The following is a 21551-nucleotide window of genomic DNA, read 5'->3' as shown; positions in this document are numbered from 1 at the left end:
CGTTCGGGCGGGTCAGGTCATGGTCCAGACACTATACCCGAAGGCTTCAAGCATTTCCGCCGTTTCGGCCAGCGGCAAACCCACGACATTGCTGTAACTGCCCGCAATTCGGTCAACCCAGATCGCGCCGCGCCCCTGGATGCCATAACCGCCCGCCTTGTCCTGTGGCTCGCCGGTTTGCCAGTAGGCTTCCATTTCCGGGCGGCTGATCGGGCGGAAATGCACCTCCGTGGTCACCACCCGATGCGTCACCAGCTCACCCCGCGCCATCGCGATGCCGGTCATGACCTGATGGCTGCGCCCGCTCAGACTTTCCCAAATGGCCATCGCTTCTTCCAGCGTTGCGGGTTTGCCGATCACAACACCGTCCCTGACCACCGTGGTGTCAGCGGCCAGTACCAGATCCTGTTCTCCCACCATGCCCTGAGCGGATTGGGCCTTGGCTACCGCCAGGCGGGCGACATATTCAGCGGGCGACTCCTCATCCAGTTCGGATTCATCCACCGAAATTTTCAGGACATCAAACACCAGTCCGATTTGCTGCAACAGCTCACGCCGCCGAGGCGACGTGGAAGCGAGATAAAGCATCAGTACCTTCCCCATCGTTGAAGCAGAGCCTGCACAGGCAACCAGCAAACCGCATTGCTGATGACAGGCAGCCAGTAATATGCCGTAACCGGCGGGTTGCCGAGGGCCAGCTCCAGCAAATAGCGGATAGCCAGCGCCACAAAGGTCAATCCCGTCAGGGCTATGCCTGTATTGGTCCAGGTCAGCACCCGCCAACGCAGCAGAATGACGCGGGCCAGCCACGCCGCCACGACAAAAGCCGCAGGATAAATGCCGAAACGCGTCCCCATGACCAGATCCATCACCAGCCCCAGCAGGAACGCGGTCCAGATTCCAACCGAATCCGGCTGATTGAACACCCAGAATACCAGCAGGATAAACAGCCATTCCGGCCGCCACCACGCCAGTTCCGGCACCAGCGGCGCCAGTGTCAGCAGCAAGCCCGCCAACAGGCTGAGCGGGATCGCCAGAACAGGATCAGGGGTTCGCATCAGGCGACTCCGATACATGTTCGGTTGCGGTGTCATCCGTCGGTTTTGCCGGCGACGCCACAGAGGGAAACAACAGGGCGAGATGGCGGCTGTTGCCCAGACCCGCTACCGGCATCGCTTGGACTTTCGCGAACTCGCTGCCGCCGGACCGCAGGACTTCATGGACGATGGCAACCGGATAGCCAGCGGGGAAACGGGCGCCCAGACCGGAACTGAGCAGCAGATCTCCCTTGGCGATATCCGCCGACTCGGGCACATACTGGAGAAGCAGGCGACTGTTTTCGCCACTGCCCTGCAAAATACCGCGCGCACCACTCCGGGCATCCTTGACGGCAATGCCGTGACGGCGATCGGAAATCAGCATGACTGCCGACTGGTTACCGGCAATCGCGATGACTTGCCCCATGATACCGCGCGCATCCAGGACCGGCTGCCCGACAAACACGCCGTCGGGCTCCCCCTTGTTGATCATCAGGACCATCTGGTCCGGATCAGGGTCGGCACGCAGCACTTCGGCCAACAGCATGCGACCGTCAGACAGCAGCCCGGACCCCAATAATCCTCGTAACCGGGCATTCTCAGCCGACAACTCAGCCAGTTTTTGCAGCCGGACGGCATATTGAAGGCGCTCGGCGCGCAGGCTGGCGTTTTCACGACGCAGACGGGTGCGGGTCTGACTTATATCATCCAGCCAGGAAACAAGCTGGACAGGAAAGTGGACGGTACGATACAGGGGTTCCAACACTTGATCGCCGTGACGCCGAACATTCTTGAATTCGTCCGGGAAGCGGCCTTCAACCAGCAACAGCGCCCCGGCCAGCGCCAGGGCGACAATCAACCGGTAGCCGCCGGTCGGGGTGCGGGAGAAAATGGCCTGTTCGATGATAACCCCCGGTGCAATGCGCGGACTCGGAACCGGTCAGCCTGCGGGCTAGCCGATATAGAGCATGTCGTAGGCGGGATCGTCCAGAAACGCCAGCGCCCGGCCGCCGCCGCGCGCCACGCAGGTCAGCGGATCTTCGGCGGCGAAAACAGGCAGGCCGGTTTCACGGCTGAGCAGCTTGTCCATGTCCCGCAGCAGCGCGCCGCCGCCGGTCAGCACCATGCCGCGTTCGGCGATATCGGCGGACAGTTCGGCCGGGGTCTGCTCCAGCGCGCTTTTCACGGCGGAGACAATGCCCTCCAGGGCATCCTGGATGGCGGCATAGACCTCATCGGAGTTGACGGTAAATGACCGGGGCACGCCTTCCGCCAGATTACGACCTCGCACTTCCACTTCCTTGTATTCCCCGCCGGGCATCGCCGCGCCTACCGCAATCTTGATCCGTTCGGCGGTCGCCTCACCGATCAGGCTGCCATGCGTACGACGGACATGCGTCATGATGCATTCGTCGAGCAGGTCGCCGCCGATGCGCACCGAATCGGAATAGACGCAGCCCGACAGCGAAATCACCGCTATTTCGGTCGTGCCGCCGCCAATATCCACCACCATGGAACCACAGGCCTGCTCTACCGGCAGCCCGGCGCCGATGGCCGCCGCCATGGGCTCCTCGATCAGTCGCACCTCACGCGCGCCTGCACCCAGCACCGATTCGCGAATGGCGCGACGCTCCACCAGGGTCGACTTGCAAGGCACACAGACCAGCACGCGCGGCACCGACGGCAGGAAACCCCGGGAATCGACCTTGCTGATGAAATATTGCAACATTTCTTCGGTTACTTCGAAGTCGGCGATGACACCATCCTTCAGGGGACGAACCGCTGTAATACTGCCCGGCGTACGGCCGAGCATGCGCTTGGCATCCGCCCCCACCGCCACCACCGTCCGGCGCGAGCCGTGGTGACGGATCGCCACCACCGACGGCTCATCCAGCACGATTCCGCGACCGGGTGCATAAATCAGGGTATTGGCCGTACCAAGGTCGATGGCCAGATCAGAGGAAAACAAACCAAAGAGGCGTTTCAGAGAAATCATGGGCAAACCCGACGCATGCCGTCCCGGCGACGAAATTAAAGCCAGTATAACAAAGCCTTGCCATCGCGGATGAAAGACACTGCAAACTTTCCGCTGCGCTTTTGCTTTGGGAAGAGCCGGAATTATGGTACTTTTCTTGCCATTTTTTACGGAACAGCTGCGAGCATTTCCATGTCCCTGACCACCCAAGATATCGACAAGATCGCGCATCTGGCGCGACTGGGCGTATCCGACGACGACCGCACCCGCTACACCGACAGCCTGAACAGCATCCTCGGCCTGATTGACGACCTGCAGGCCGTCAATACACAGGGCATCGAACCGTTGGCGCACGCCTTCGAAGTCACGCAACCGCTGCGTGAAGACATCGTCACCGAGCGTAACCGCCGCGACGATTACCAGAAGATCGCCCCGGCCACCGAAGCCGGTCTGTACCTGGTGCCCAAGGTCATCGAATAACAAGCCATCCACCCGCCGCCCCGATCCTTCCCCCCCAAGAAAGGACAGAAGCCGGGGCCAATCCGGACTGAACGACATGCTGCATACACTGACATTGGCCGCGCTGCGCGACGGCCTCGCCCGGAAGGAGTTTTCCGGTCGCGAACTGACCCAACATTTTCTGGACCGCATCCAGCGTTTTGACGGTGCACTGAACAGCTTCATCACCGTCACCGCCGATCAGGCCCTGCGTCAGGCCGACGCCGCCGACGCCGCCCGCGCTAGGGGTAATGCCCACGCACTGGCCGGTATACCACTGGCGCAGAAGGACATCTTCTGCACCGAAGGCGTGAAGACCACCTGCGGCTCGAAGATGCTCGACAACTTCATCAGCCCCTACAACGCACATGTCATCAGCCAGTGCGAAGCCGCCGGACTGGTGATGCTGGGCAAGACCAACATGGACGAGTTCGCCATGGGCTCGTCCAATGAAACCAGTTATTTCGGCGGCGTGAAGAACCCGTGGGACACCACCAAGGTTCCCGGCGGTTCGTCCGGCGGTTCCGCGGCGGCGGTCGCCGCGCGCCTGGCCCCGGCCGCCACCGGCACCGATACCGGCGGCTCCATCCGCCAGCCCGCGTCCCTGTGCAACCTGACCGGCCTGAAGCCGACCTACGGCCGCATTTCGCGCTGGGGCATGATCGCCTTCGCCAGCAGCCTCGACCAGGCCGGTCCGATGACCCAGACTGCCGAAGACGCTGCGTTGCTGCTGAACGTGATGTCCGGCCACGACCCCAAGGACTCCACCAGCATAGACCAGCCGGTACCCGATTACACCGCCACGCTTGGCGCTGACATCAAGGGCCTGCGCATCGGCCTGCCGAAACAGTACTTCGGACAGGGTCTGGACGCCGGAGTGGAACAGGTGGTTCGCGATGCCCTCAAGGAACTGGAAAAGCTGGGCGCGGTGCTGGTCGAGATCGACCTGCCGAACTCCGGCCATTCGGTACCGGCCTACTACGTCATCGCCCCGGCGGAAGCTTCCAGCAACCTTTCGCGGTTTGACGGCGTGCGCTTCGGTTACCGCTGCGAAAACCCGAAGGACCTGACCGACCTCTACAAGCGCAGCCGTCAGGAAGGTTTCGGCGCGGAAGTGAAGCGCCGGATCATGATCGGCACCTATGCCCTGTCCGCCGGTTACTACGACGCCTACTACCTGCAGGCGCAAAAGGTGCGTCGCCTCATCCAGCAGGATTTCGCCGAGGCCTTCAAGCAGTGCGACGTCATTGCCGGTCCGACCTCGCCGTGCGTCGCCTTCGGCCAGGGGGAAAAGCAGAGCGACCCGATCGCCATGTACCTGTCCGACATCTACACCATTGCCACCAACCTGGCCGGCCTGCCGGGCATGAGCATTCCTGCCGGATTCAGTCACAACCTGCCGGTGGGCCTGCAACTCGTCGGTAACTACTGGCAGGAAGCGCGCTTGCTGAACGTCGCCCACCGCTACCAGCAGGTCACCGACTGGCACACGCGCCTGCCCGAAGCCTACAAGTAATGTTGACCAGAATTCATTGAGGAGCGGCTTTCATGTGGGAAACCGTCATCGGACTGGAAATCCATGTCCAGCTGAACACCAACAGCAAGATCTTTTCGGGTAGCGACACCACCTTCGGCGCCGAACCCAACACCCAGGCCAGCCTGATCGACCTGGGCATGCCCGGCGTGCTGCCGGTGCTGAACAAGGAGGCCGTGAACATGGCCATCCGCTTCGGTCTGGGCGTCGATGCCGAAATCGGCCGCAAGAGCGTCTTCGCACGCAAGAACTACTTCTACCCCGACCTGCCCAAGGGCTACCAGATTTCCCAGTTCGAACTGCCCATCGTCGGCAAGGGTCATCTGGACATCACCATCGACAAAGACACCGTCAAGCGCATCGGCATCACCCGCGCCCACCTGGAAGAAGATGCGGGCAAGTCACTGCACGAAGACTTCGCAGGCATGTCGGGCATCGACCTGAACCGCGCCGGTACGCCGTTGCTGGAAATCGTCTCCGAACCGGACATGCGCTCCGCCAAGGAAGCCGTGGCTTATGTCAAAGCCATCCACTCGATCATCCGTTACCTCGGCATTTCCGACGGCAACATGGCCGAAGGCTCGATGCGCTGCGATTGCAACGTTTCCATCCGCTACAAGGGCGAGGAAAAGTTCGGTACCCGCCGCGAGATCAAGAACGTCAATTCCTTCAAGTTCATTGAAAAGGCCATCAACGCCGAAATTGCCTGGCAGATCGACGAACTGGAATCCGGCCGCAGCATCGTCCAGTCCACCGTGCTGTACGACCCGGCCAAGAACGAAACCCGCGCCATGCGCAGCAAGGAAGAAGCCAACGATTACCGCTACTTCCCCGACCCCGACCTGCTGCCGGTGGTGATCAGCGACACGCAAATTGAAGAGATCCGAGCTAATCTACCAGAACTTCCGGCAGCCAAAAAAACTCGCTTTATTGACCAATATAGCCTGCCAGAATATGACGCTAGTATCCTAGTCGCCGACAAACATTTAGCCGACTACTTCGAAAGAACCGTATCGTCTGCGAATGGACATGCAAAGCTTGCTGCAAATTGGATTCTAGGCGACTTACTTGGTGCCCTGAATCGGGTAGGAGCTTTGGACATTACACAGTCCCCTATTTCGGCCAATCAACTGGCGGGGCTAATTCTTGCGATTCAATCTGGAGAGACATCGGGAAAAATCGCAAAAGTAATTTTCGATGCGCTCTGGAATGGTAGAGGAAGCACTGTTCAAGAAATCATCGAAAATGAAGGATTAAAACCGGTCACCGACAGCGGCGCCATTGAAGCCATGCTCAAGGAAATCGTCGACAGCAGCCCGGCGCAGGTCGCGGAATATCGCGGCGGCAAGGAAAAGGTATTCGGCTACTTCGTCGGCGAGGCCATGAAGCGCTCGAAGGGCAAGGCCAATCCCGCGCAGGTGAATGAACTGCTGAAGAAGCTGCTCGCGGGCTGATGTCCCTGCCGGGAATATGGCATTATTCCCGGCAGACGACCGGTTGCCAGGAACGGGCATGAACGATCAACCCTTAATCTCCACCTTGCTTTGCGCTCGCCTCCAGGCACTGAGCGGCAAGCTGATGGACGCCCAGTCCCGCTTGTCGCTGCGCGACCCGGAGGCCCTGCACGATTTCCGGGTCGCCCTGCGTGAGTTGCGCAGCCTGATTCAGCCGCTCCGCAAACATCTTCATGGCGCTGATGAACTGGACCGCCTGGCCAAGGACTGCGCCAAACCCACCAACAGCCTGCGCGACCGCGAGGTCCTGTCCCTTGAAGTGAAGCGCAAAGGCCTCGCAAATTTCCATCTCACTCTCGAATCCGGCATCACCGACGCCATGCAGGCGTTGGCCGAACACCGTCCGGCCGATCCCCTCGTCCACCGGCTGCTCAGCCTGACGCTCTGTTGGGAGCAAGACCTTCATCATCGGGATTGGGCGCAACTGGAACAACGGATTGACCTTTATCGGCGTCAGCTGCGCCGCCGACTGAAACGCGACCTGTCGGACCGTGTGACCGACCTGCATGCCTTGCGCATCCGGATCAAGCGCTACCGTTATTTCCTGGAAACCTATCGCCCGCTGCTGGCGGAACTGCCGCCGGGGTTGCTCAAAGGCCTGAAGGACGCCCAGGAACTGACCGGAGACTGGCACGACCGCCAGGTGTGGGTGGACGCCGCCGCCACGCTCCCCGAGCTCCGGCCCCTGATCGCGGAATGGATCGCCGAATCCATAAACTTATCTATAAATATCAATAAAATAAGATGTATAGTTAAGCTAATCGTTTAGAAATGATTAGCTTTCATTCAGCCCCCGCATTCCGTTATCGCCATAAAAAAAGCCACCCGAGGGTGGCTTTTTTTATGGCTTCGCACAGCGCCGGCGAAGCTTAGGCCGGCTTCTGGGCTGCTTCCTTCACCAGCGGGGCCAGCTCGCCCTTCTGGGTCATTTCCATCACGATGTCGCAGCCGCCGATCAGTTCACCCTTGACCCACAGCTGAGGGAAGGTCGGCCAGTTGGCGATGCGCGGCAGGGTGGCGCGGATGTCCGGATTTTCCAGAATGTTCACATAGGCAAACGGCTCGCCGATCTGGATCAGGGCTTCCACGGTGCGGGCGGAAAAGCCGCACTGCGGGAACTGCGGAGTTCCCTTCATGTAAAGGAGCACGGGGTTTTCCGCGATCTGTTTCTGGATCAGGGCTTCTACTTCCATCTCGGATACCTTTAATTTGGCAGGAATTGGCAGCCGGTATTCTACCTCTAATTGCTGATGGCGCGTAATCTGGTTAAGATGTTCGTTTACTCCGTCCATCTGTTTGAATCCGCAAGAATTGCCATGACCAGCGCCCTGATGCCCACGTACGCCCGCCAGCCCATCGCCTTTGTCCGGGGAGAAGGCTCGCGCCTTTACACCGCGAACGGCGACGCTTATCTGGATGCCCTCACCGGCATCGCCGTCTGCGGTCTGGGCCATGCCCACCCGGCGGTGGCGCGCGCCATCGCGGATCAGGCCGCCACGCTGGTGCATACTTCCAACCTCTACCAGGTGCCGCTGCAGGAAGAGCTAGGCGCCGCCCTGCGCGACGCCTCGGGCATGGATCTCTGTTTCTTCGGCAATTCCGGCGCCGAGGCCAACGAAGCCGCCATCAAGCTGGCGCGCATGTTCGGCCACCGCAAGAATGTCGACGTCCCGGCCATCATCGTCATGGAAAATTCCTTCCACGGCCGTACACTCGCCACCCTGTCCGCCACGGGCAACAAGAAGGTGCAAACCGGGTTTGAGCCACTGGTGCAGGGTTTCGTGCGCGTTCCCTTTGATGATGTCGCCGCCGTCGAAGCCGCCATTGCCGCCAACCCGGATGTGGTCGCCGTGCTGGTCGAGCCGATCCAGGGCGAAGGCGGCCTGCGTCCGCCGGCGGCGGGTATCGCCGGTTACCTCGAAGCCCTGCGCGCCGTCTGTGACAAGCACGACCTGCTGCTGATGCTGGATGAAATCCAGACCGGCAACGGCCGCACCGGCAAGTATTTTGCTTACCAGCATTCGTCGATCAAGCCCGATGTGCTGACCACCGCCAAAGGACTCGGCAACGGCTTTCCCATCGGCGCATGCATGGTCAGCGGCAAGGCCATCGACTTGTTTCACCCCGGCAATCACGGCTCCACCTACGGCGGCACGCCGCTGGGCTGCCGCGCCGCCTTGACTGTCATCCAGGAATTGCAGAAGGGTCCGATCGACAATGCCGCCGCCATGGGCGAGCGGATGATGACCGGCTTCCGCGAAGCCCTGGCCGACCTGCCGGTGCAGGTCAACGGCAAGGGCCTGATGATCGGCCTGCGCCTGCCCCGCCCTTGTGGCGAACTGGTCGCGCAAGCACGTGACGAAGAAAAACTGCTGATCAACGTGACCGCGGACTGCGTGGTCCGCCTGCTGCCCGCGCTCAACATCAGCGCCGCCGACGCCGACGAGATCGTCAGCCGGGTTTCCCGGCTGATCCGGCGCTTCCTGGCCGCCTGAGCGCCGCTGAAACCTGAACGAGGATACTGACAATGGCGGTACGCCATTTTTTGACATTGCTGGACTTTACGCCGCAAGAATTGATGACGGTGCTGAACCGCGCCATCGAACTGAAGAAGATGCGGAACGAGGGCGTGGTTTACGAGCCCTTCCGCGGCAAGGTGCTGGGCATGATTTTCGAGAAATCGTCCACCCGCACCCGGGTTTCCTTCGAGGCGGGCATGGCCCAGTTCGGCGGCTCCGCCATTTTCCTGTCGCCGCGCGACACCCAACTGGGCCGCGGCGAGCCGGTTGAAGACTCCGCCCGCGTCATTTCGCGCATGGTGGATATCGTCATGATCCGCACCTTCGCCCATGACATCATCGAGCGTTTTGCCGCCAACTCGCGGGTGCCGGTCATCAACGGCCTGACCGACGACCATCACCCCTGCCAGCTGCTGGCCGATCTGCAAACCTTCATCGAGCATCGCGGCAGCCTGCAGGGCAAGACCTTCGCCTGGGTCGGCGACGGCAACAACATGTGCAATTCCTACATCCACGCCGCCCACCAGCTGGGCTTCCAGATGCAGATTGCCTGCCCTTACGGCTTCGAGCCGGACCCGGAGCTGCTGCGCCAATATGCGCATTGCGCGACGCTGGTGAAGACCGCCGAGGACGCTGTGGATGGCGCGCACCTGATTGCCACCGATGTCTGGACCAGCATGGGGCAGGAAGCGGAGCAAAGCATCCGCAAACGCCGCTTCGCCACTTACCAGGTCAATCCGCGACTGATGGACCTGGCCTCCCCCGATGCGGTCTTCATGCACTGCCTGCCCGCGCATCGCGGCGAGGAAATCTCCGAAGACATGCTGGATGACCCGCGCGCCGTGGTCTGGGATGAAGCGGAAAACCGGCTGCACGCGCAAAAGGCGCTGATGGAATTCCTGATGGCTGAATCACGTTAGCAGACGGAATAACAGCATCGATACAATCACCCCCGACACAGGCCCACTCGTTTGGGTCGCTGTGTCAGGGTTTATGCTAAGATGCGGACAACAAGAATCTCTAACAATAACCAGATAACCGACCTGAACGGAGCCCGACCGTGAGATTGCATCCGATCGCCCTGACACTGATGACCCTGACTCTGGCTGCTTGCGGCGGCGGCGGATCATCCGACTCCTCGGGCAGCACCACAGGCACGACGCCGACAGCCAAAAATATCGTGATCGTGCCCTCCCTCGGGAAACTGGAAAACGAAATCATTACCCTGCGCAAGCTTAACGACGACATCATCGCAACGGGTATTCCCGGACAAACCAGCTTCACCGTTCCCGCCGGCATCAACGCCATCCGGATTGAAGTGGCTGGCAGCCCCACAGCCACGTATTTTGATGAAGCGGTTCCTGACACCATCCAGCCCTTCCCGGCGACGGCCAAGATGGAAGCCATGGCTATGGTGGTTGCTGATAATCAGCAGATTGCGGTCACGCCGCTGACCAATATTGCCGTAGCCTACGCCCGTGAAACACTCCACGGCGTTACCGAATTCTCCATTGTGGTCGGCAACGCCACCATATCCAATTTCTTCAGCATTAACGATATCCTGACCCCGGCTGCCAAAATTGAATCCATCACTGATTTCGCCGGACTCAAGATCAATACGCTGATCAGCAAGGAGGCCACCTCCTATGCCCTGTTCCTGACGGCGCTCAGCAAATATTCGGCAACCAAGTTGAACACCACCTCGACGCCGATGCTGAAAATCATGCAGGAAATGACCGAGGACATGAAGGATGGTTACCTGGATAAAAGCCCGGCAGCCAGCTATGTCGCGAACAATGTTCCCAACGGCCTGAAAGTAGCGTTGAATGATTATGCCGGGGTGCTGACCAGCCATTCCGTCACCCTGCCCATCGACCTCAGCAACTTCATGACGGGCTATACGTTCCGCGTGAACAATATCAGCAATGACCCCAACCATCCGGACACTGCGCCCGGGGGTACGGGGACAGGCAGCACCGATCCGACGGTCACCCAAACAGTCACTTACAATATTGGACCTGATGCGCTTGAAGCGGGCTGGATCGGTACGCTGACAGGTTCAGATCTTGACGCCAAGCCCTGCAGCCTGAACGTTGCTGCCGATGGCACTCTCTCCCTGTACAACGGCGGCGTTCTGGTCAGCCAGGACAAGTTGAATAAAGGCTCCGAGGATATGCGTATCCGTAACTTCGACTCCGGTCAGTTGTCCAGCACCTTCATCATTGCCAAGGCATCGACCGATGTCGTCAATATCACGGCGTTTGGCGCGGATGCGAGCGGCAAGATTCGGGTCGCCGAATTTGCTGATGACTCCACCGGCAAGATCAAGTACGTCTGCCAGTTCAAGTAAGCCAACACCGCAGGGCCCATAAAAAAAACCGGGAATTTCCCGGTTTTTTTATGGGCTGGCTAAGGCCTCAGACGGATTTTGACGCTACGCGCTGAACCGCATCCAACCATCCGGCGTACATTTTCTCGCGCTTGTCCATCGGCATGCGCGGCGTGAACTCACGCTGGCAATGCCAGAGGTCGGCAATCGCATCCAGGGACGCGAACTTGCCGACATGCAGCCCGGCCAGCCAGGCCACACCCAAGGCTGTCGTTTCCGTCACTGCCGGGCGGTCAACGCGCACACCCACAATATCAGCCAAGGCCTGCATCAGCCAGTTATTGACGGCCATTCCTCCATCCACGCGAACCGCTTGCAGTTGCCCCGCCCCATCCTTCTTCATGGCCTCCATCAGGTCGCGTGTCTGGAAACAGACCGCTTCGAGACCGGCAATCACAATTTCGCCAATCCCGGTATCACGGGACAATCCGAAGATGGCGCCACGGGCATGAGGATCCCAATACGGAGCTCCCAATCCGGTAAAAGCCGGCACCAGATATACGCCGCGGCTATCAACCGTTTCCTCGGCAATCGCCTCGGTATCACCCGCCTGCTTGATCAGCTGGATCCCGTCACGCAGCCATTGCACGGCGGCCCCGGCCACAAAAATGCTGCCTTCCAGTGCGTAGGTGACCTTGCCGTTCAACCGGTAACCGACCGTCGTCAGCAGGCGGTGCTTGGACTGGATGACTTCCTGGCCGGTATTCATCACCATGAAACAACCGGTGCCGTACGTGCTTTTGACCATACCCGGCTTAAAGCAGGCCTGACCTATCAAGGCCGCCTGCTGATCCCCCGCCACCCCGCCAATGGGGATCGGCGCGCCGAACAACGAGGTTTCGGTGTCGCCAAAGTCACTGGAAGAGTCCTGAACCGCCGGCAGCAAGGACGCCGGAATCTCGAAAATGCGCAACAGCTCTTCGTCCCATTCCTGGGTATGGATGTTGAACAGCAAGGTGCGGGCGGCGTTGGTCGCATCCGTGGCATGCTTGCGACCGCCGGTCAGCTTCCAGATCAACCAGGTATCGATGGTGCCAAAGGCCAGTTCGCCTTTCTCGGCCCGGGCGCGGGCGCCGGCGACATTATCCAGCAGCCAGGCCAGCTTGGTGGCGGAAAAATACGGGTCCAGCAGCAAGCCGGTTTTTTGCTGGATGGTTGACTCGAAGCCCCGGTTTTTCAGCCGCAGGCAGGTATCCGCCGTACGACGATCTTGCCAGACGATGGCCTTGTGCAACGGCTGACCGGACTTGCGATCCCACAGGACCGTGGTTTCACGCTGGTTGGTGATGCCGATCGCGGCAATCTGTTGGGCGGTAATCCCGGTCTTTTGCAATACATCGCGGCAAACCGCCAGTGCGGATTCAGCAATTTCCAATGCATCGTGCTCAACCCAGCCGTCAGCCGGGAAGTGCTGTTTCAGCTCACGCTGGGACGTGCCCACGGGCTGTCCCTGGAGGTTGAAAATAATGGCCCGGGTACTGGTGGTTCCCTGATCCAAACTGAGCAAATAAGGCTGCATATCTGATCCTCAACCTTGTTATTATTGACAAACCGGTGACGGCGAGCCCGCAGGCCTGTTCCTCTACAGACGGCCAAGCCTAACCCGATTGGCCGGTACAAACCAGCCCGCGATAATAGTGAGTCTATGCGCTTTGTCTTGTTAATTACTGCCGCTCCGCACCAACCTTCAGCCTGGCATGCCTTGCACTTCAGCAAGGCGGCCTTGGCGGCGGGTCATTCGCTGATGCTGTTCTTCTACGGCGACGCCGTGACGACCGCCAACCGTCTGCGTTTTTGCGCCCAGGATGAGCCTGTCCTGGGGAAACTGTGGGCAGGACTGGCGGAGCAGTACAAACTCGACCTCCCGGTATGTGTCGCCGCCGCCATGCGGCGCGGCGTGGTCGACGCCGACAATGCCCGCCGCCATCACCTGGATGGCGACAATATGTTCCCCGCTTTCCGGCTGGCCGGCCTGGGGGAGCTGACTGAGGCGCTGGCCGGCGCCGACCGCGTCCTGACCATGGCCTGACCCGATGAATACGCCTCTCTACATTCAGCATCGCGCCCCTTACGATGGCCATGCCGCCGCCGAATTACTGGACGCCTTGCTGGTCAGCGCCGCTTTTGGCCAGAACCCGACTGTGTTATTCCACGGGGAAGGCGTATGGCAGTTGCTGGCCAACCAGACGCCCCAGGTGTATGGCGCCAAGTCGTTGATCGCCCAACTGGAAGCGCTGCCGCTGTACGATGTTGAAAATATCCTGGTTGAGCGTGAAAGCCTCGAAAGCCGTCAGCTAAAGGCCGATGATCTGGCCTTGGCGGTGCGCATTATCGCCCGCGAAGAAATACGGCAATTGATTGCAACCCACTTCCCCATCCTGAGGTTCTGATGAGCGTCTTGCACCTGATTTCCGTCAACCTCCGGCTGCAACCCGAACTTCTGGCGCAGATTCAAGCATCAACGATGGCCGGGGATGCAGTCCTGTTACTGGGAAACGGTATCTACGGGGCCGATCTTGCCGCCAGGTTACCGGCGCGCCTCTATGTTCTGAAGACCGACAGTGAAGCCAGCGGCGTTCATCCGGCCAACAGCGATTTGATTGACCACGCAGACATGGTCACACTGTGCGAACATCATGAACGCAGTCTCACCTGGAGCTGATCCCGCCGTCGATGCTGACGGCCATCTGCTGGATCCGCAAGACTGGAGCCGCGAAGCCGCCATGCAACTGGCTGAAAGGGAGGGGCTGGCGCTTGACGACCGCCATTGGGAAATCCTTATGGCGGCCCGCGATTTTTATGCCCGTTTCCAACGCTCACCGGCAACGCGCCCGCTGCTGAAGTACCTGGCGCAAACCCTGGGTCCCGATAAAGCCACCAGCATTTATGTCATGCAGTTGTTTGGCGGCGGCACCCAGGCGCGCACCATTGCCCGCCTGGCCGGGCTGCCCAAACCCCCGAATTGTCTTTGAGGCCCGCCCTTTCATGGTCATGAAAAATATTTACAAGGATGCGGAACATCCCTTCGCCAAATATGTACGCATTCTCGGCAAGGGGAAAACCGGCAGCCGCTCGCTGACGTTTGAAGAAGCGCGTGACGCCTTCCGGATGATTCTGGACGGTGAGACCCTGGATGTGCAAACCGGCGCCTTTCTGATGCTGCTGCGTGTCAAGGAGGAGTCTCCCGAGGAACTGGCTGGCTTTGTGGCCGCAACCCGGGACTGGATCCCGTCCCCCGACATCGCGGTCGACCTGGATTGGTCGTCCTACGCCGGTAAACGCAAGCATTACCCCTGGTTCCTGCTGGCGGCGCTGATTTTGGCGCAAAACGGCTACCGGGTTTTCATGCACGGCGCCAGCGGTCATACCGTGAACCGCCTTTATACCGAAAATGTCCTGCCTTCTCTGGGCTTCCCGGTCTGCCAGCACTGGATCCAGGCGCAGCTGCAACTCCAGCAGTACCAGTTTGCCTACCTGCCCTTGCGCGTGCTCTGCCCGCCCCTCGATGACCTGATCCAACTACGGAACGTCATGGGTGTCCGCTCTCCGGTACATACACTCTCCCGGCTGATCAACCCGTTGAATGCCCGTTGCACCTTGCAAGCCATTTTCCATCCGGCCTACCGGGAATCCCACCAACACGCCGCATCACTGTTGGGCTATGCCAACAGCATGGTCATCAAGGGCGAAGGCGGCGAATTTGAACGGAATCCTGACGGGCGTTGCCTGATCAAGGGCATCTGCGACGGGGCTCTGTATGAAGATGAATGGCCGATGCTGTTCGAAGCACGGCACGATCCGGAAGAGGAACTGGATCTGGAGCATTTTCTGGCGGTCTGGCGCGGCGACCGGGCGCATGAGTACGGTGAAATGGCCGTCATCGGCACTCTGGCGATGGCCTTGCAAGGTTTGCAGGTTACCTCTGACCAAGAGGAAGCCCTGCGACGCGCTCGTGAGCTCTGGAACAACCGCGATCCTGGGCGCAAGCCTATTCGCGGTGAAGAGCAGATGTCCCTGTTTTAGGAGCAGATCAGGATCAGGGAAAAGCGCCGCCCTCTTTCCAAAATCGAGGGCGACGCATGGATAGGTTTTTTCCGGGCAATCAGGCGGCCACGCCCTGTGCGGCCATGGGCATGATCCTGTATCCCTGAAAAAGGCCCAACAAAAAACCCTTGGGGGTTACCCAAGGGTTTTATGCGTAATGGCGCAGCGGACGGGACTCGAACCCGCGACCCCCGGCGTGACAGGCCGGTATTCTAACCGACTGAACTACCGCTGCGAATCAGGTAGAACGATGCGTATTGCTTGGTGGGTGCTGAGGGGATCGAACCCACGACCCTCGCCTTGTAAGGGCGATGCTCTCCCAGCTGAGCTAAGCACCCGCATCGTTTCGGTGTGGGGGCATTATAGATTGTTTCAGTGCGTTGTCAAAACAATATTTAAGAAAGCTGTTTCGATCGCCCAAAAAAAACCCAAACATAAACAAAACCATCCGTTAACCCTGAAACTGCACACGCTGTGAACAAGCCTGGAACCTTCGTGCGATCAATTTACGTCCAAACCGGCGCGGAGGGTAAATTACTCCTCGATCAAAACCGGCGTAAAGGGCGGCACTTGGTCAAACAGGGATACCAAGTGCTCGTTGCGCATGCGGATGCAGCCATGGGAACGGGGGACGCCCATCGGTTCTGTATCAGGCGTACCATGGATATAGATATAGCGTCGCATCGAGTCACGGTTGCCCAGCCGGTTCCGCCCGGGCTCGCAACCCGACAGCCACAGAATACGCGTTAATACCCAGTCACGTCCGGGGAAAGCCTCAGCCAGCTTAGGTCCGTAGATTTCACCCGTGGGCCGGCGGGCGCGGAAAACCGCATTAAGAGGCTGCCCCTCACCGATACGGGCGCGGACGATATGGCGGCCGCGCGGCGTCTGATAACTCCCCGAGACCTCCCCGGCCCCGTTGGCGGCAGTCGAAACCGGCCAGCGGCCGATCTCACGCCCCTGATCGTCCAGCAACATCAATTGCTGCCATGCTATTGATACCCGGATCTCCATCAGGTTCCCGCCTGCATGCTGATATGGCGATGATAGTGAGCGATGATAATCTCCGCCGCCTCCTCCGCCGTGTCGACCAGTGAAATCAAACGGAGATCCGCAGCATCAATACAACCTTGTGCAAGCATGGTTTGCTCCATCCACGCCAACAACCCGGACCAGTAGGTGCGGCCAATCAGCACAATCGGGAATGGATCGCTCTTGCCGGTCTGTACCAGGGTTAGTGCTTCGAACATTTCATCCAGCGTACCGTAACCACCGGGAAAAATGGCGAAGGCAATGGCGTGCTTGAAGAACAGGAACTTGCGAACAAAGAAATAGCGGAAGCTGAGACTGATATCCTGATAAGGGTTAGCGCGCTGCTCACACGGCAAGGTAATGTTAAGCCCGACCGACAAGGCTCCCTGATGTTGCGCCCCCTTATTGCCCGCCTCCATGATGCCCGGGCCGCCACCGGTAATCACCGTCAGACCGACCCGAGACAGGCGGGCGCCAAGCTCCTCGGCGGACTGGTAATAAGGCGACTCGGGCGGCAGGCGGGCGCTGCCGAAAATATTGACCGCATGCTCAATGCGGATCAGGTGTTCGATCCCGTCCACAATCTCCGACTGGATTCGAAGCACCCGCCAAGCCTCGGGCATCTTTTTGTCAAACATGGGTCTACCCTTCTTGTTTGTGGCCCCCGCAAGCGGCGTCAGGCTTTAACGGCCGGATCGACCGCGCAGAATCAACTCCTTCATTTCACGAACAGCGTCCTTGAAGCCCACGAACAGGGCATGCGCCACAATGGCATGCCCGATGTTCAGTTCGTGAATTTCCGGAATGCGGGCAATGGCGTCGGCATTGTGATAATGCAGACCGTGACCGGCATTGACCACCACGCGTCCGCGTGCGTGGCGGACCGCCTCCTCAATCCGGTGCAACTCAGAAGCCTGCTGCAGGCCGGATGCTTCCGCATAGGCGCCGGTATGCAACTCGATCGTGGGCGCGCCGCACGCGATGGCGGCGTCTATCTGCACAGGATCCGGATCAATAAACAGGGATACATCCATCCCGGCAGCGGCCAGACGTTCGCAGGAGCGGCCGATTTTATCCATTTGCCCTGCGACATCCAGTCCGCCTTCCGTCGTCAGTTCTTCACGACGCTCCGGCACCAGGCAGACATGCTCGGGATGTACCGACTCGGCAAATGCCAGCATTTCATCCGTCACGGCAATTTCCAGGTTCATCCGTGTTTGCAACATCTGCTTCAGCAGGCGAACATCACGTTCCTGAATATGACGACGATCTTCACGCAGGTGCAGGGTAATGCCGTCGGCGCCGGCCTCTTCTGCCAGCAAGGCGGCGTGCAAGGGTTCCGGGTAACGGGTACCGCGCGCCTGACGCAGCGTCGCCACATGATCGATATTAACGCCCAGCAAAATGCTCATGTCAGCTCCTCATCCACAATTCTCGGCTTTTCAGCGGTTTATCCCCCAGATGCTCACCCAGCGCCAGCCGCATGATCTGCCGGGCGGCGCGGCGGGTTTCCGGAAGTGTATAGTCAGCGGCATCGATGGCGCGGAGCGTCTTGGCAGGCCACCCCTCCGCAGAAGCCATGAAGCCTGAACCCGGCTCAAAACGGTAGTAACAATCATCAGACAACGGACTGCCGCTGCTATCCTCGCCAAACGACAGCCCATACCCCATAGCGGCGAGCAACTTACGCTCGAATCCGCGCAGCGCCGCCTCAAGCGCCTCACGCTTGCCCAGATGCTCCAGCATTCCGGCATAGGTGGCAAACAGATCAGGATGGGATTCATCGGGAGGCAATAGCCGGACCAGAAGTTCATTCAGATAAAACCCGGCAATCAGGGCCTCACCTTCCATGAACAAGGGCGGCCCGGCCTGCTCGCACTGGGTCAGGGTTTTGAGTGAAGAACGGCCGCGCCAACTGGCCAGACAGGGCTGAAACAACGGCACGGCGGGCTTGCCGACCACACTGACCCGCCCATGCTCCAGCGTCCACAATTCAACAAGACGGCTGCGTTCCCGGTAAGGGCGCATGTGCAGGAGAAAAGCATGGCAGAGCTCGCCGCCGGGGGTCATATGTCGCTGTAGCCCAGACTCTTCAGTGCGCGTTCGTCATCGGACCAGCCGCCCTTGATTTTCACCCACAGCGTAAGCATGACCTTGCGCTCAAAGAGCTTTTCCATGTCGATACGGGCTTCTTTGCCAATCAGCTTCAGGCGCTGGCCGCCCTCGCCAATGACAATGGCTTTCTGTCCCGGGCGCTCGACATAGATATTCGTGTCAATGCGCAGCAAATTCCCCTCTTCCTTGAAGCTTTCAATCTGAACGGTCAGGTCATAGGGGATTTCATCGCCCAGTTGACGCATCACTTTTTCACGGATCAGCTCGGCCGCCAGGAAGCGTTGCGAACGGTCAGTGATCTGGTCTTCGGCATACAACGGCGGAGCAAACGGCAAGAAGCGACTGACCAGTTCATGCAACGCCGGCAGGTTATGGCCGCGCAAGGCAGACACCGGCACCACCTCCGAAAACCGCAGTTTGGCGCTGAGCGAGGCGATATGCGGCAGCAGCTTTTCCTTGTCAGCGACCGTATCGACCTTGTTGATCAGCAATACAATCGGCGCATCAACCCGCTGCAGCTTCTCCAGCACCAGTTCGTCATCGGGAGTCCACTTCAGACCGTCAACCACGAACAACACCAGGTCAATATCCTTCAACGCCGACTCGGCCGCCTTGTTCATGTAGCGGTTAATGGCGCGCGGCTCCTTCTTGTGCATGCCCGGCGTATCGACATACACCGCCTGCACCTTGCCCTCGGTCACGATACCCAGAATCTTGTGGCGGGTGGTCTGCGGCTTGCGGGAGGTAATGGAGAGCTTTTGCCCCAGCAGATGGTTAAGCAGCGTGGACTTGCCGACGTTCGGACGTCCGACAATCGCGACAAAGCCGCAGCGGAATTCCGGGTCGACTTCGGATGGCGTGGACCCGAAGAAACTGTCAATCAGCTCACTCATGTTTCAATTCCCAGCTGTTTCAGCATAATGACTGCCGCCGCCTGTTCGGCATAACGACGCGAAGCGCCCTCACCATCCACCCGTCCGCCGCCTTCCACCTCGCATGCCACGCGAAAATGCTGGTCATGGTCGGCCCCGGTAACTTCCAGGACGGTGTAAACAGGTAATTCACGGTGATGGGCTTGCAGGTATTCCTGCAGACGGCTTTTGGGATCCTTGGCCGGTGAGGTCGATTCGACATTGGCCAGATGTTCGCCATACCAGCGGTACAGGCAGTCGCGGCAGACCGCGATGTCCCCGGAGTCCAGATAAATGGCCCCCAGAATAGCCTCAAAGCCATCCGCCAGAATGGAGTCACGACGGAAGCCACCGCTTTTCAACTCTCCCGAACCCAAGCGGAGAAAGTCACCGATATGCAATTCCCTGGCTAATCTGGCCAGCATGTCCTGATTGACAAGGCTGGCGCGCAACCGGGTCAGACGGCCTTCCTTTTCCTTGGGGAAATGCTGGAAGAGGTATTCCGCCACCAGCATCCCAAGGATGGAATCCCCCAGGAATTCCAGACGTTCATTATTGCGATTACCGCTGACACTGCGATGCGTCAGGGCCAGTTCCAGCAACTCAGGCTGTTTGAAGCGATAACCCAGGCCGCGATAAAGCCGATCATGATCAGACATTATTTGGCGGGCGCTTCTGCCGGTGTGTTATCCACCACCCCATCCGGGTTTTCCGTCGAGTAGGTCTTTTTGAAGTGCGCCACGGCATCGAGGTTGCCGTACAACTGCTTGCGATCCTCGTAATCCAGCAGGATCACGAAATTGTTGCCATCACGACGGATCGTCATGATGTCGTCCACCTTGCGATCACGCATGTTGTTCATTTCCAGACGGCCCATGATGCCGCTTCGGAAAACCTCCACGGACTTGCCGCTGACATCGGTTTCCTTGAACATGTTGGAAATGGTCTTGTCGATTGTCAGGTAATCCATGTACATCGGGCCGACAACCACACCCACCTTCAACAGGACTGCAAACAGGCTGATGGCGGCAACCACACCGAAATAGGAAAGACCCTGTTGTTTTGAGCGCATAGCAAACCCCTGATTAGTTTTCGTTATTTGACCGCGCCATTGCGGCTGAATGTCGGCGCATGTATGCCAGGCTCCTTGTGAACCCAGACATAGATAGCCTTGCCCACAATCATCCGGTCGGGAACCGTTCCCCAATACCGGCTGTCATTACTGTTGTCCCGATTATCACCCATCATGAAATATTCTCCCTGGGGAACAACCAGATCAACAATCTTGCGACGGGACTCGGTACCGACTTCCTGGCGGGTGGTGTGCTTGACGCCCGTCAGATCCTCTTCAAAGTACTGTTCCCATGGATCAATATCAGGCACCTGACTGACCAGCTTGCGCGGCATCAGACGATCATTGACATACAGATCGCCGCTGTCGGTGGTGCGGATATGATCGCCGGGCAAACCAATCACGCGCTTGATGAAGTTCATGGTGGGTTTGGGCGGATAGCGGAACACCATTACGTCCCCGCGCTTGGGCTTGCCCACGGACATGAACTCGATACCGGCGACCGGCAACCTCAGACCATAGGCGTACTTGTTAACCAGAATATAGTCGCCAACTTCCAGCGTTGGCAACATGGAACCGGACGGAATGGTGAACGGTTCGAGCAAGAAGGAACGAAGCACCAGTACAACCGCCAGTACCGGGAAGAATGAATGGGCATATTCCACCAGCACCGGCTCGGCCTTGAGTACCGCCGCCGGGGCGTTGTCGCCGGCAGACGGCACATCGGCCGCCAGGCGGACGCGGCGGCGACGGGTCAGCAACAGATCAAGCCCCCAGCCCAGTCCGCACAGCAACGTAGCAACCACCAGCACCAGCGAGAAGTCCAGATCCAGCCGCCCCAGAATGGCCAGCCCCAACAAACCGGCCAGGCTCAGACCGGTCGCCCAACGCATTTGCTCGACATAAAATGG

General features: G+C 59.4%; 26 protein-coding genes and 2 tRNA genes. 12 read left to right on the top strand and 16 right to left on the bottom strand.

Going from position 1 to position 21551, the window contains the following annotated elements:
• Nucleotides 1–12: 12 nt before the first annotated feature.
• From EV700_RS08575 to EV700_RS08560, 4 genes are read right to left on the bottom strand one after another with little or no spacing between them, the layout of a single operon-like run.
• On the bottom strand, nt 13–588 hold the full coding sequence (locus EV700_RS08575; protein WP_130412773.1) for a Maf family protein: 576 nt from the start codon (nt 586–588) through the stop codon (nt 13–15).
• Nucleotides 588–1058, bottom strand: a complete 471-nt coding sequence (gene mreD / locus EV700_RS08570) for a rod shape-determining protein MreD (RefSeq protein WP_165391396.1) — start codon at nt 1056–1058, stop codon at nt 588–590. Before mreD ends, EV700_RS08575 begins: the two co-directional genes overlap by 1 nt.
• On the bottom strand, nt 1045–1929 hold the full coding sequence (mreC, locus tag EV700_RS08565) for a rod shape-determining protein MreC (protein ID WP_278044908.1): 885 nt from the start codon (nt 1927–1929) through the stop codon (nt 1045–1047). The genes mreD and mreC overlap by 14 nt, the downstream gene beginning before the upstream one ends.
• A 60-nt stretch (nt 1930–1989) precedes the next feature.
• On the bottom strand, nt 1990–3030 hold the full coding sequence (locus EV700_RS08560) for a rod shape-determining protein (protein ID WP_165391434.1): 1041 nt from the start codon (nt 3028–3030) through the stop codon (nt 1990–1992).
• A gap of 174 nt (nt 3031–3204) precedes the next feature.
• On the opposite strand from EV700_RS08560, the gene gatC reads away from it, so the two are divergent.
• The 4 genes from gatC (at nt 3205) to EV700_RS08540 (ending at nt 7327) form a co-directional block, all read left to right on the top strand.
• Nucleotides 3205–3492 (top strand): Asp-tRNA(Asn)/Glu-tRNA(Gln) amidotransferase subunit GatC, encoded by a 288-nt coding sequence (gene gatC, locus EV700_RS08555; protein ID WP_130412765.1) that lies wholly within the window; start codon nt 3205–3207, stop codon nt 3490–3492.
• A 76-nt stretch (nt 3493–3568) separates the two neighbouring features.
• A complete protein-coding gene (gatA, locus tag EV700_RS08550) occupies nt 3569–5026 on the top strand; it encodes an Asp-tRNA(Asn)/Glu-tRNA(Gln) amidotransferase subunit GatA (RefSeq protein WP_423201214.1) in 1458 nt (485 codons plus the stop codon).
• 32 nt (nt 5027–5058) lie between these two features.
• Nucleotides 5059–6498, top strand: a complete 1440-nt coding sequence (gene gatB, locus EV700_RS08545; protein WP_130412763.1) for an Asp-tRNA(Asn)/Glu-tRNA(Gln) amidotransferase subunit GatB — start codon at nt 5059–5061, stop codon at nt 6496–6498.
• 58 nt (nt 6499–6556) lie between these two features.
• Entirely contained in the window at nt 6557–7327 is a 771-nt protein-coding gene (locus EV700_RS08540) for a CHAD domain-containing protein (protein ID WP_165391394.1), read from the top strand.
• Nucleotides 7328–7427: 100 nt separating this feature from the next.
• Here EV700_RS08540 and grxD read toward each other — a convergent pair whose 3' ends face one another.
• Complete coding sequence (gene grxD / locus EV700_RS08535; RefSeq protein ID WP_130412759.1) at nt 7428–7751, bottom strand: Grx4 family monothiol glutaredoxin; 324 nt, start codon at nt 7749–7751, stop codon at nt 7428–7430.
• Nucleotides 7752–7874: 123 nt separating this feature from the next.
• On the opposite strand from grxD, the gene EV700_RS08530 reads away from it, so the two are divergent.
• From EV700_RS08530 to EV700_RS08520, 3 genes are all read left to right on the top strand, one after another.
• Nucleotides 7875–9053 carry an aspartate aminotransferase family protein gene (locus EV700_RS08530; RefSeq protein WP_130412757.1) on the top strand — a complete coding sequence of 393 codons (1179 nt, stop codon included), beginning with the start codon at nt 7875–7877 and terminating at the stop codon, nt 9051–9053.
• Nucleotides 9054–9085: 32 nt separating this feature from the next.
• A complete protein-coding gene (gene argF / locus EV700_RS08525; protein ID WP_130412755.1) occupies nt 9086–9997 on the top strand; it encodes an ornithine carbamoyltransferase in 912 nt (303 codons plus the stop codon).
• Nucleotides 9998–10137: 140 nt separating this feature from the next.
• Nucleotides 10138–11427 (top strand): hypothetical protein, encoded by a 1290-nt coding sequence (locus tag EV700_RS08520; protein WP_130412753.1) that lies wholly within the window; start codon nt 10138–10140, stop codon nt 11425–11427.
• A 67-nt stretch (nt 11428–11494) separates the two neighbouring features.
• On the opposite strand, the gene glpK is transcribed toward EV700_RS08520, so the two are convergent.
• Entirely contained in the window at nt 11495–12985 is a 1491-nt protein-coding gene (gene glpK / locus EV700_RS08515; RefSeq protein ID WP_130412751.1) for a glycerol kinase GlpK, read from the bottom strand.
• A 126-nt stretch (nt 12986–13111) separates the two neighbouring features.
• On the opposite strand from glpK, the gene tusD reads away from it, so the two are divergent.
• From tusD to EV700_RS08490, 5 genes are read left to right on the top strand one after another with little or no spacing between them, the layout of a single operon-like run.
• The gene (tusD, locus tag EV700_RS08510; protein ID WP_130412749.1) at nt 13112–13495 is read left to right on the top strand and encodes a sulfurtransferase complex subunit TusD; all 384 of its coding nucleotides are present in this window, start codon (nt 13112–13114) and stop codon (nt 13493–13495) included.
• A 4-nt stretch (nt 13496–13499) separates the two neighbouring features.
• A complete protein-coding gene (gene tusC / locus EV700_RS08505; RefSeq protein WP_130412747.1) occupies nt 13500–13856 on the top strand; it encodes a sulfurtransferase complex subunit TusC in 357 nt (118 codons plus the stop codon).
• On the top strand, nt 13856–14128 hold the full coding sequence (locus EV700_RS08500) for a DsrH/TusB family sulfur metabolism protein (RefSeq protein WP_130412745.1): 273 nt from the start codon (nt 13856–13858) through the stop codon (nt 14126–14128). The genes tusC and EV700_RS08500 overlap by 1 nt, the downstream gene beginning before the upstream one ends.
• The gene (locus EV700_RS08495) at nt 14103–14438 is read left to right on the top strand and encodes a TusE/DsrC/DsvC family sulfur relay protein (RefSeq protein ID WP_130412743.1); all 336 of its coding nucleotides are present in this window, start codon (nt 14103–14105) and stop codon (nt 14436–14438) included. The genes EV700_RS08500 and EV700_RS08495 overlap by 26 nt, the downstream gene beginning before the upstream one ends.
• Before the next feature lie 13 nt (nt 14439–14451).
• Complete coding sequence (locus tag EV700_RS08490) at nt 14452–15489, top strand: glycosyl transferase family protein (RefSeq protein WP_130412741.1); 1038 nt, start codon at nt 14452–14454, stop codon at nt 15487–15489.
• Nucleotides 15490–15668: 179 nt separating this feature from the next.
• Here EV700_RS08490 and EV700_RS08485 read toward each other — a convergent pair.
• The 10 genes from EV700_RS08485 to lepB form a co-directional block, all read right to left on the bottom strand.
• Nucleotides 15669–15745: transfer RNA gene (locus EV700_RS08485), tRNA-Asp, on the bottom strand.
• A 27-nt stretch (nt 15746–15772) separates the two neighbouring features.
• Nucleotides 15773–15848, bottom strand: a tRNA-Val gene (locus tag EV700_RS08480).
• 196 nt (nt 15849–16044) lie between these two features.
• Complete coding sequence (locus EV700_RS08475) at nt 16045–16524, bottom strand: L,D-transpeptidase (protein WP_130412739.1); 480 nt, start codon at nt 16522–16524, stop codon at nt 16045–16047.
• Nucleotides 16524–17180 carry an LOG family protein gene (locus EV700_RS08470; protein WP_130412737.1) on the bottom strand — a complete coding sequence of 219 codons (657 nt, stop codon included), beginning with the start codon at nt 17178–17180 and terminating at the stop codon, nt 16524–16526. Before EV700_RS08470 ends, EV700_RS08475 begins: the two co-directional genes overlap by 1 nt.
• A 45-nt stretch (nt 17181–17225) precedes the next feature.
• Nucleotides 17226–17954 (bottom strand): pyridoxine 5'-phosphate synthase, encoded by a 729-nt coding sequence (pdxJ, locus tag EV700_RS08465; RefSeq protein WP_130412735.1) that lies wholly within the window; start codon nt 17952–17954, stop codon nt 17226–17228.
• A gap of 1 nt (nt 17955) precedes the next feature.
• Complete coding sequence (recO, locus tag EV700_RS08460) at nt 17956–18612, bottom strand: DNA repair protein RecO (protein WP_130412733.1); 657 nt, start codon at nt 18610–18612, stop codon at nt 17956–17958.
• Complete coding sequence (gene era, locus EV700_RS08455; RefSeq protein WP_130412731.1) at nt 18609–19550, bottom strand: GTPase Era; 942 nt, start codon at nt 19548–19550, stop codon at nt 18609–18611. The genes recO and era overlap by 4 nt, the downstream gene beginning before the upstream one ends.
• Nucleotides 19547–20227 (bottom strand): ribonuclease III, encoded by a 681-nt coding sequence (gene rnc, locus EV700_RS08450; RefSeq protein ID WP_130412729.1) that lies wholly within the window; start codon nt 20225–20227, stop codon nt 19547–19549. Before rnc ends, era begins: the two co-directional genes overlap by 4 nt.
• Nucleotides 20227–20640 (bottom strand): DUF4845 domain-containing protein, encoded by a 414-nt coding sequence (locus tag EV700_RS08445; RefSeq protein WP_130412727.1) that lies wholly within the window; start codon nt 20638–20640, stop codon nt 20227–20229. Before EV700_RS08445 ends, rnc begins: the two co-directional genes overlap by 1 nt.
• 23 nt (nt 20641–20663) lie before the next feature.
• On the bottom strand, nt 20664–21473 hold the full coding sequence (gene lepB, locus EV700_RS08440; protein WP_130413640.1) for a signal peptidase I: 810 nt from the start codon (nt 21471–21473) through the stop codon (nt 20664–20666).
• Nucleotides 21474–21551: the final 78 nt, after the last annotated feature.

The sequence above is a fragment of the Fluviicoccus keumensis genome (assembly GCF_004217445.1).
Lineage (GTDB): Bacteria > Pseudomonadota > Gammaproteobacteria > Pseudomonadales > Moraxellaceae > Fluviicoccus > Fluviicoccus keumensis.
This window is presented reverse-complemented; position numbering and strand designations above follow the sequence as displayed.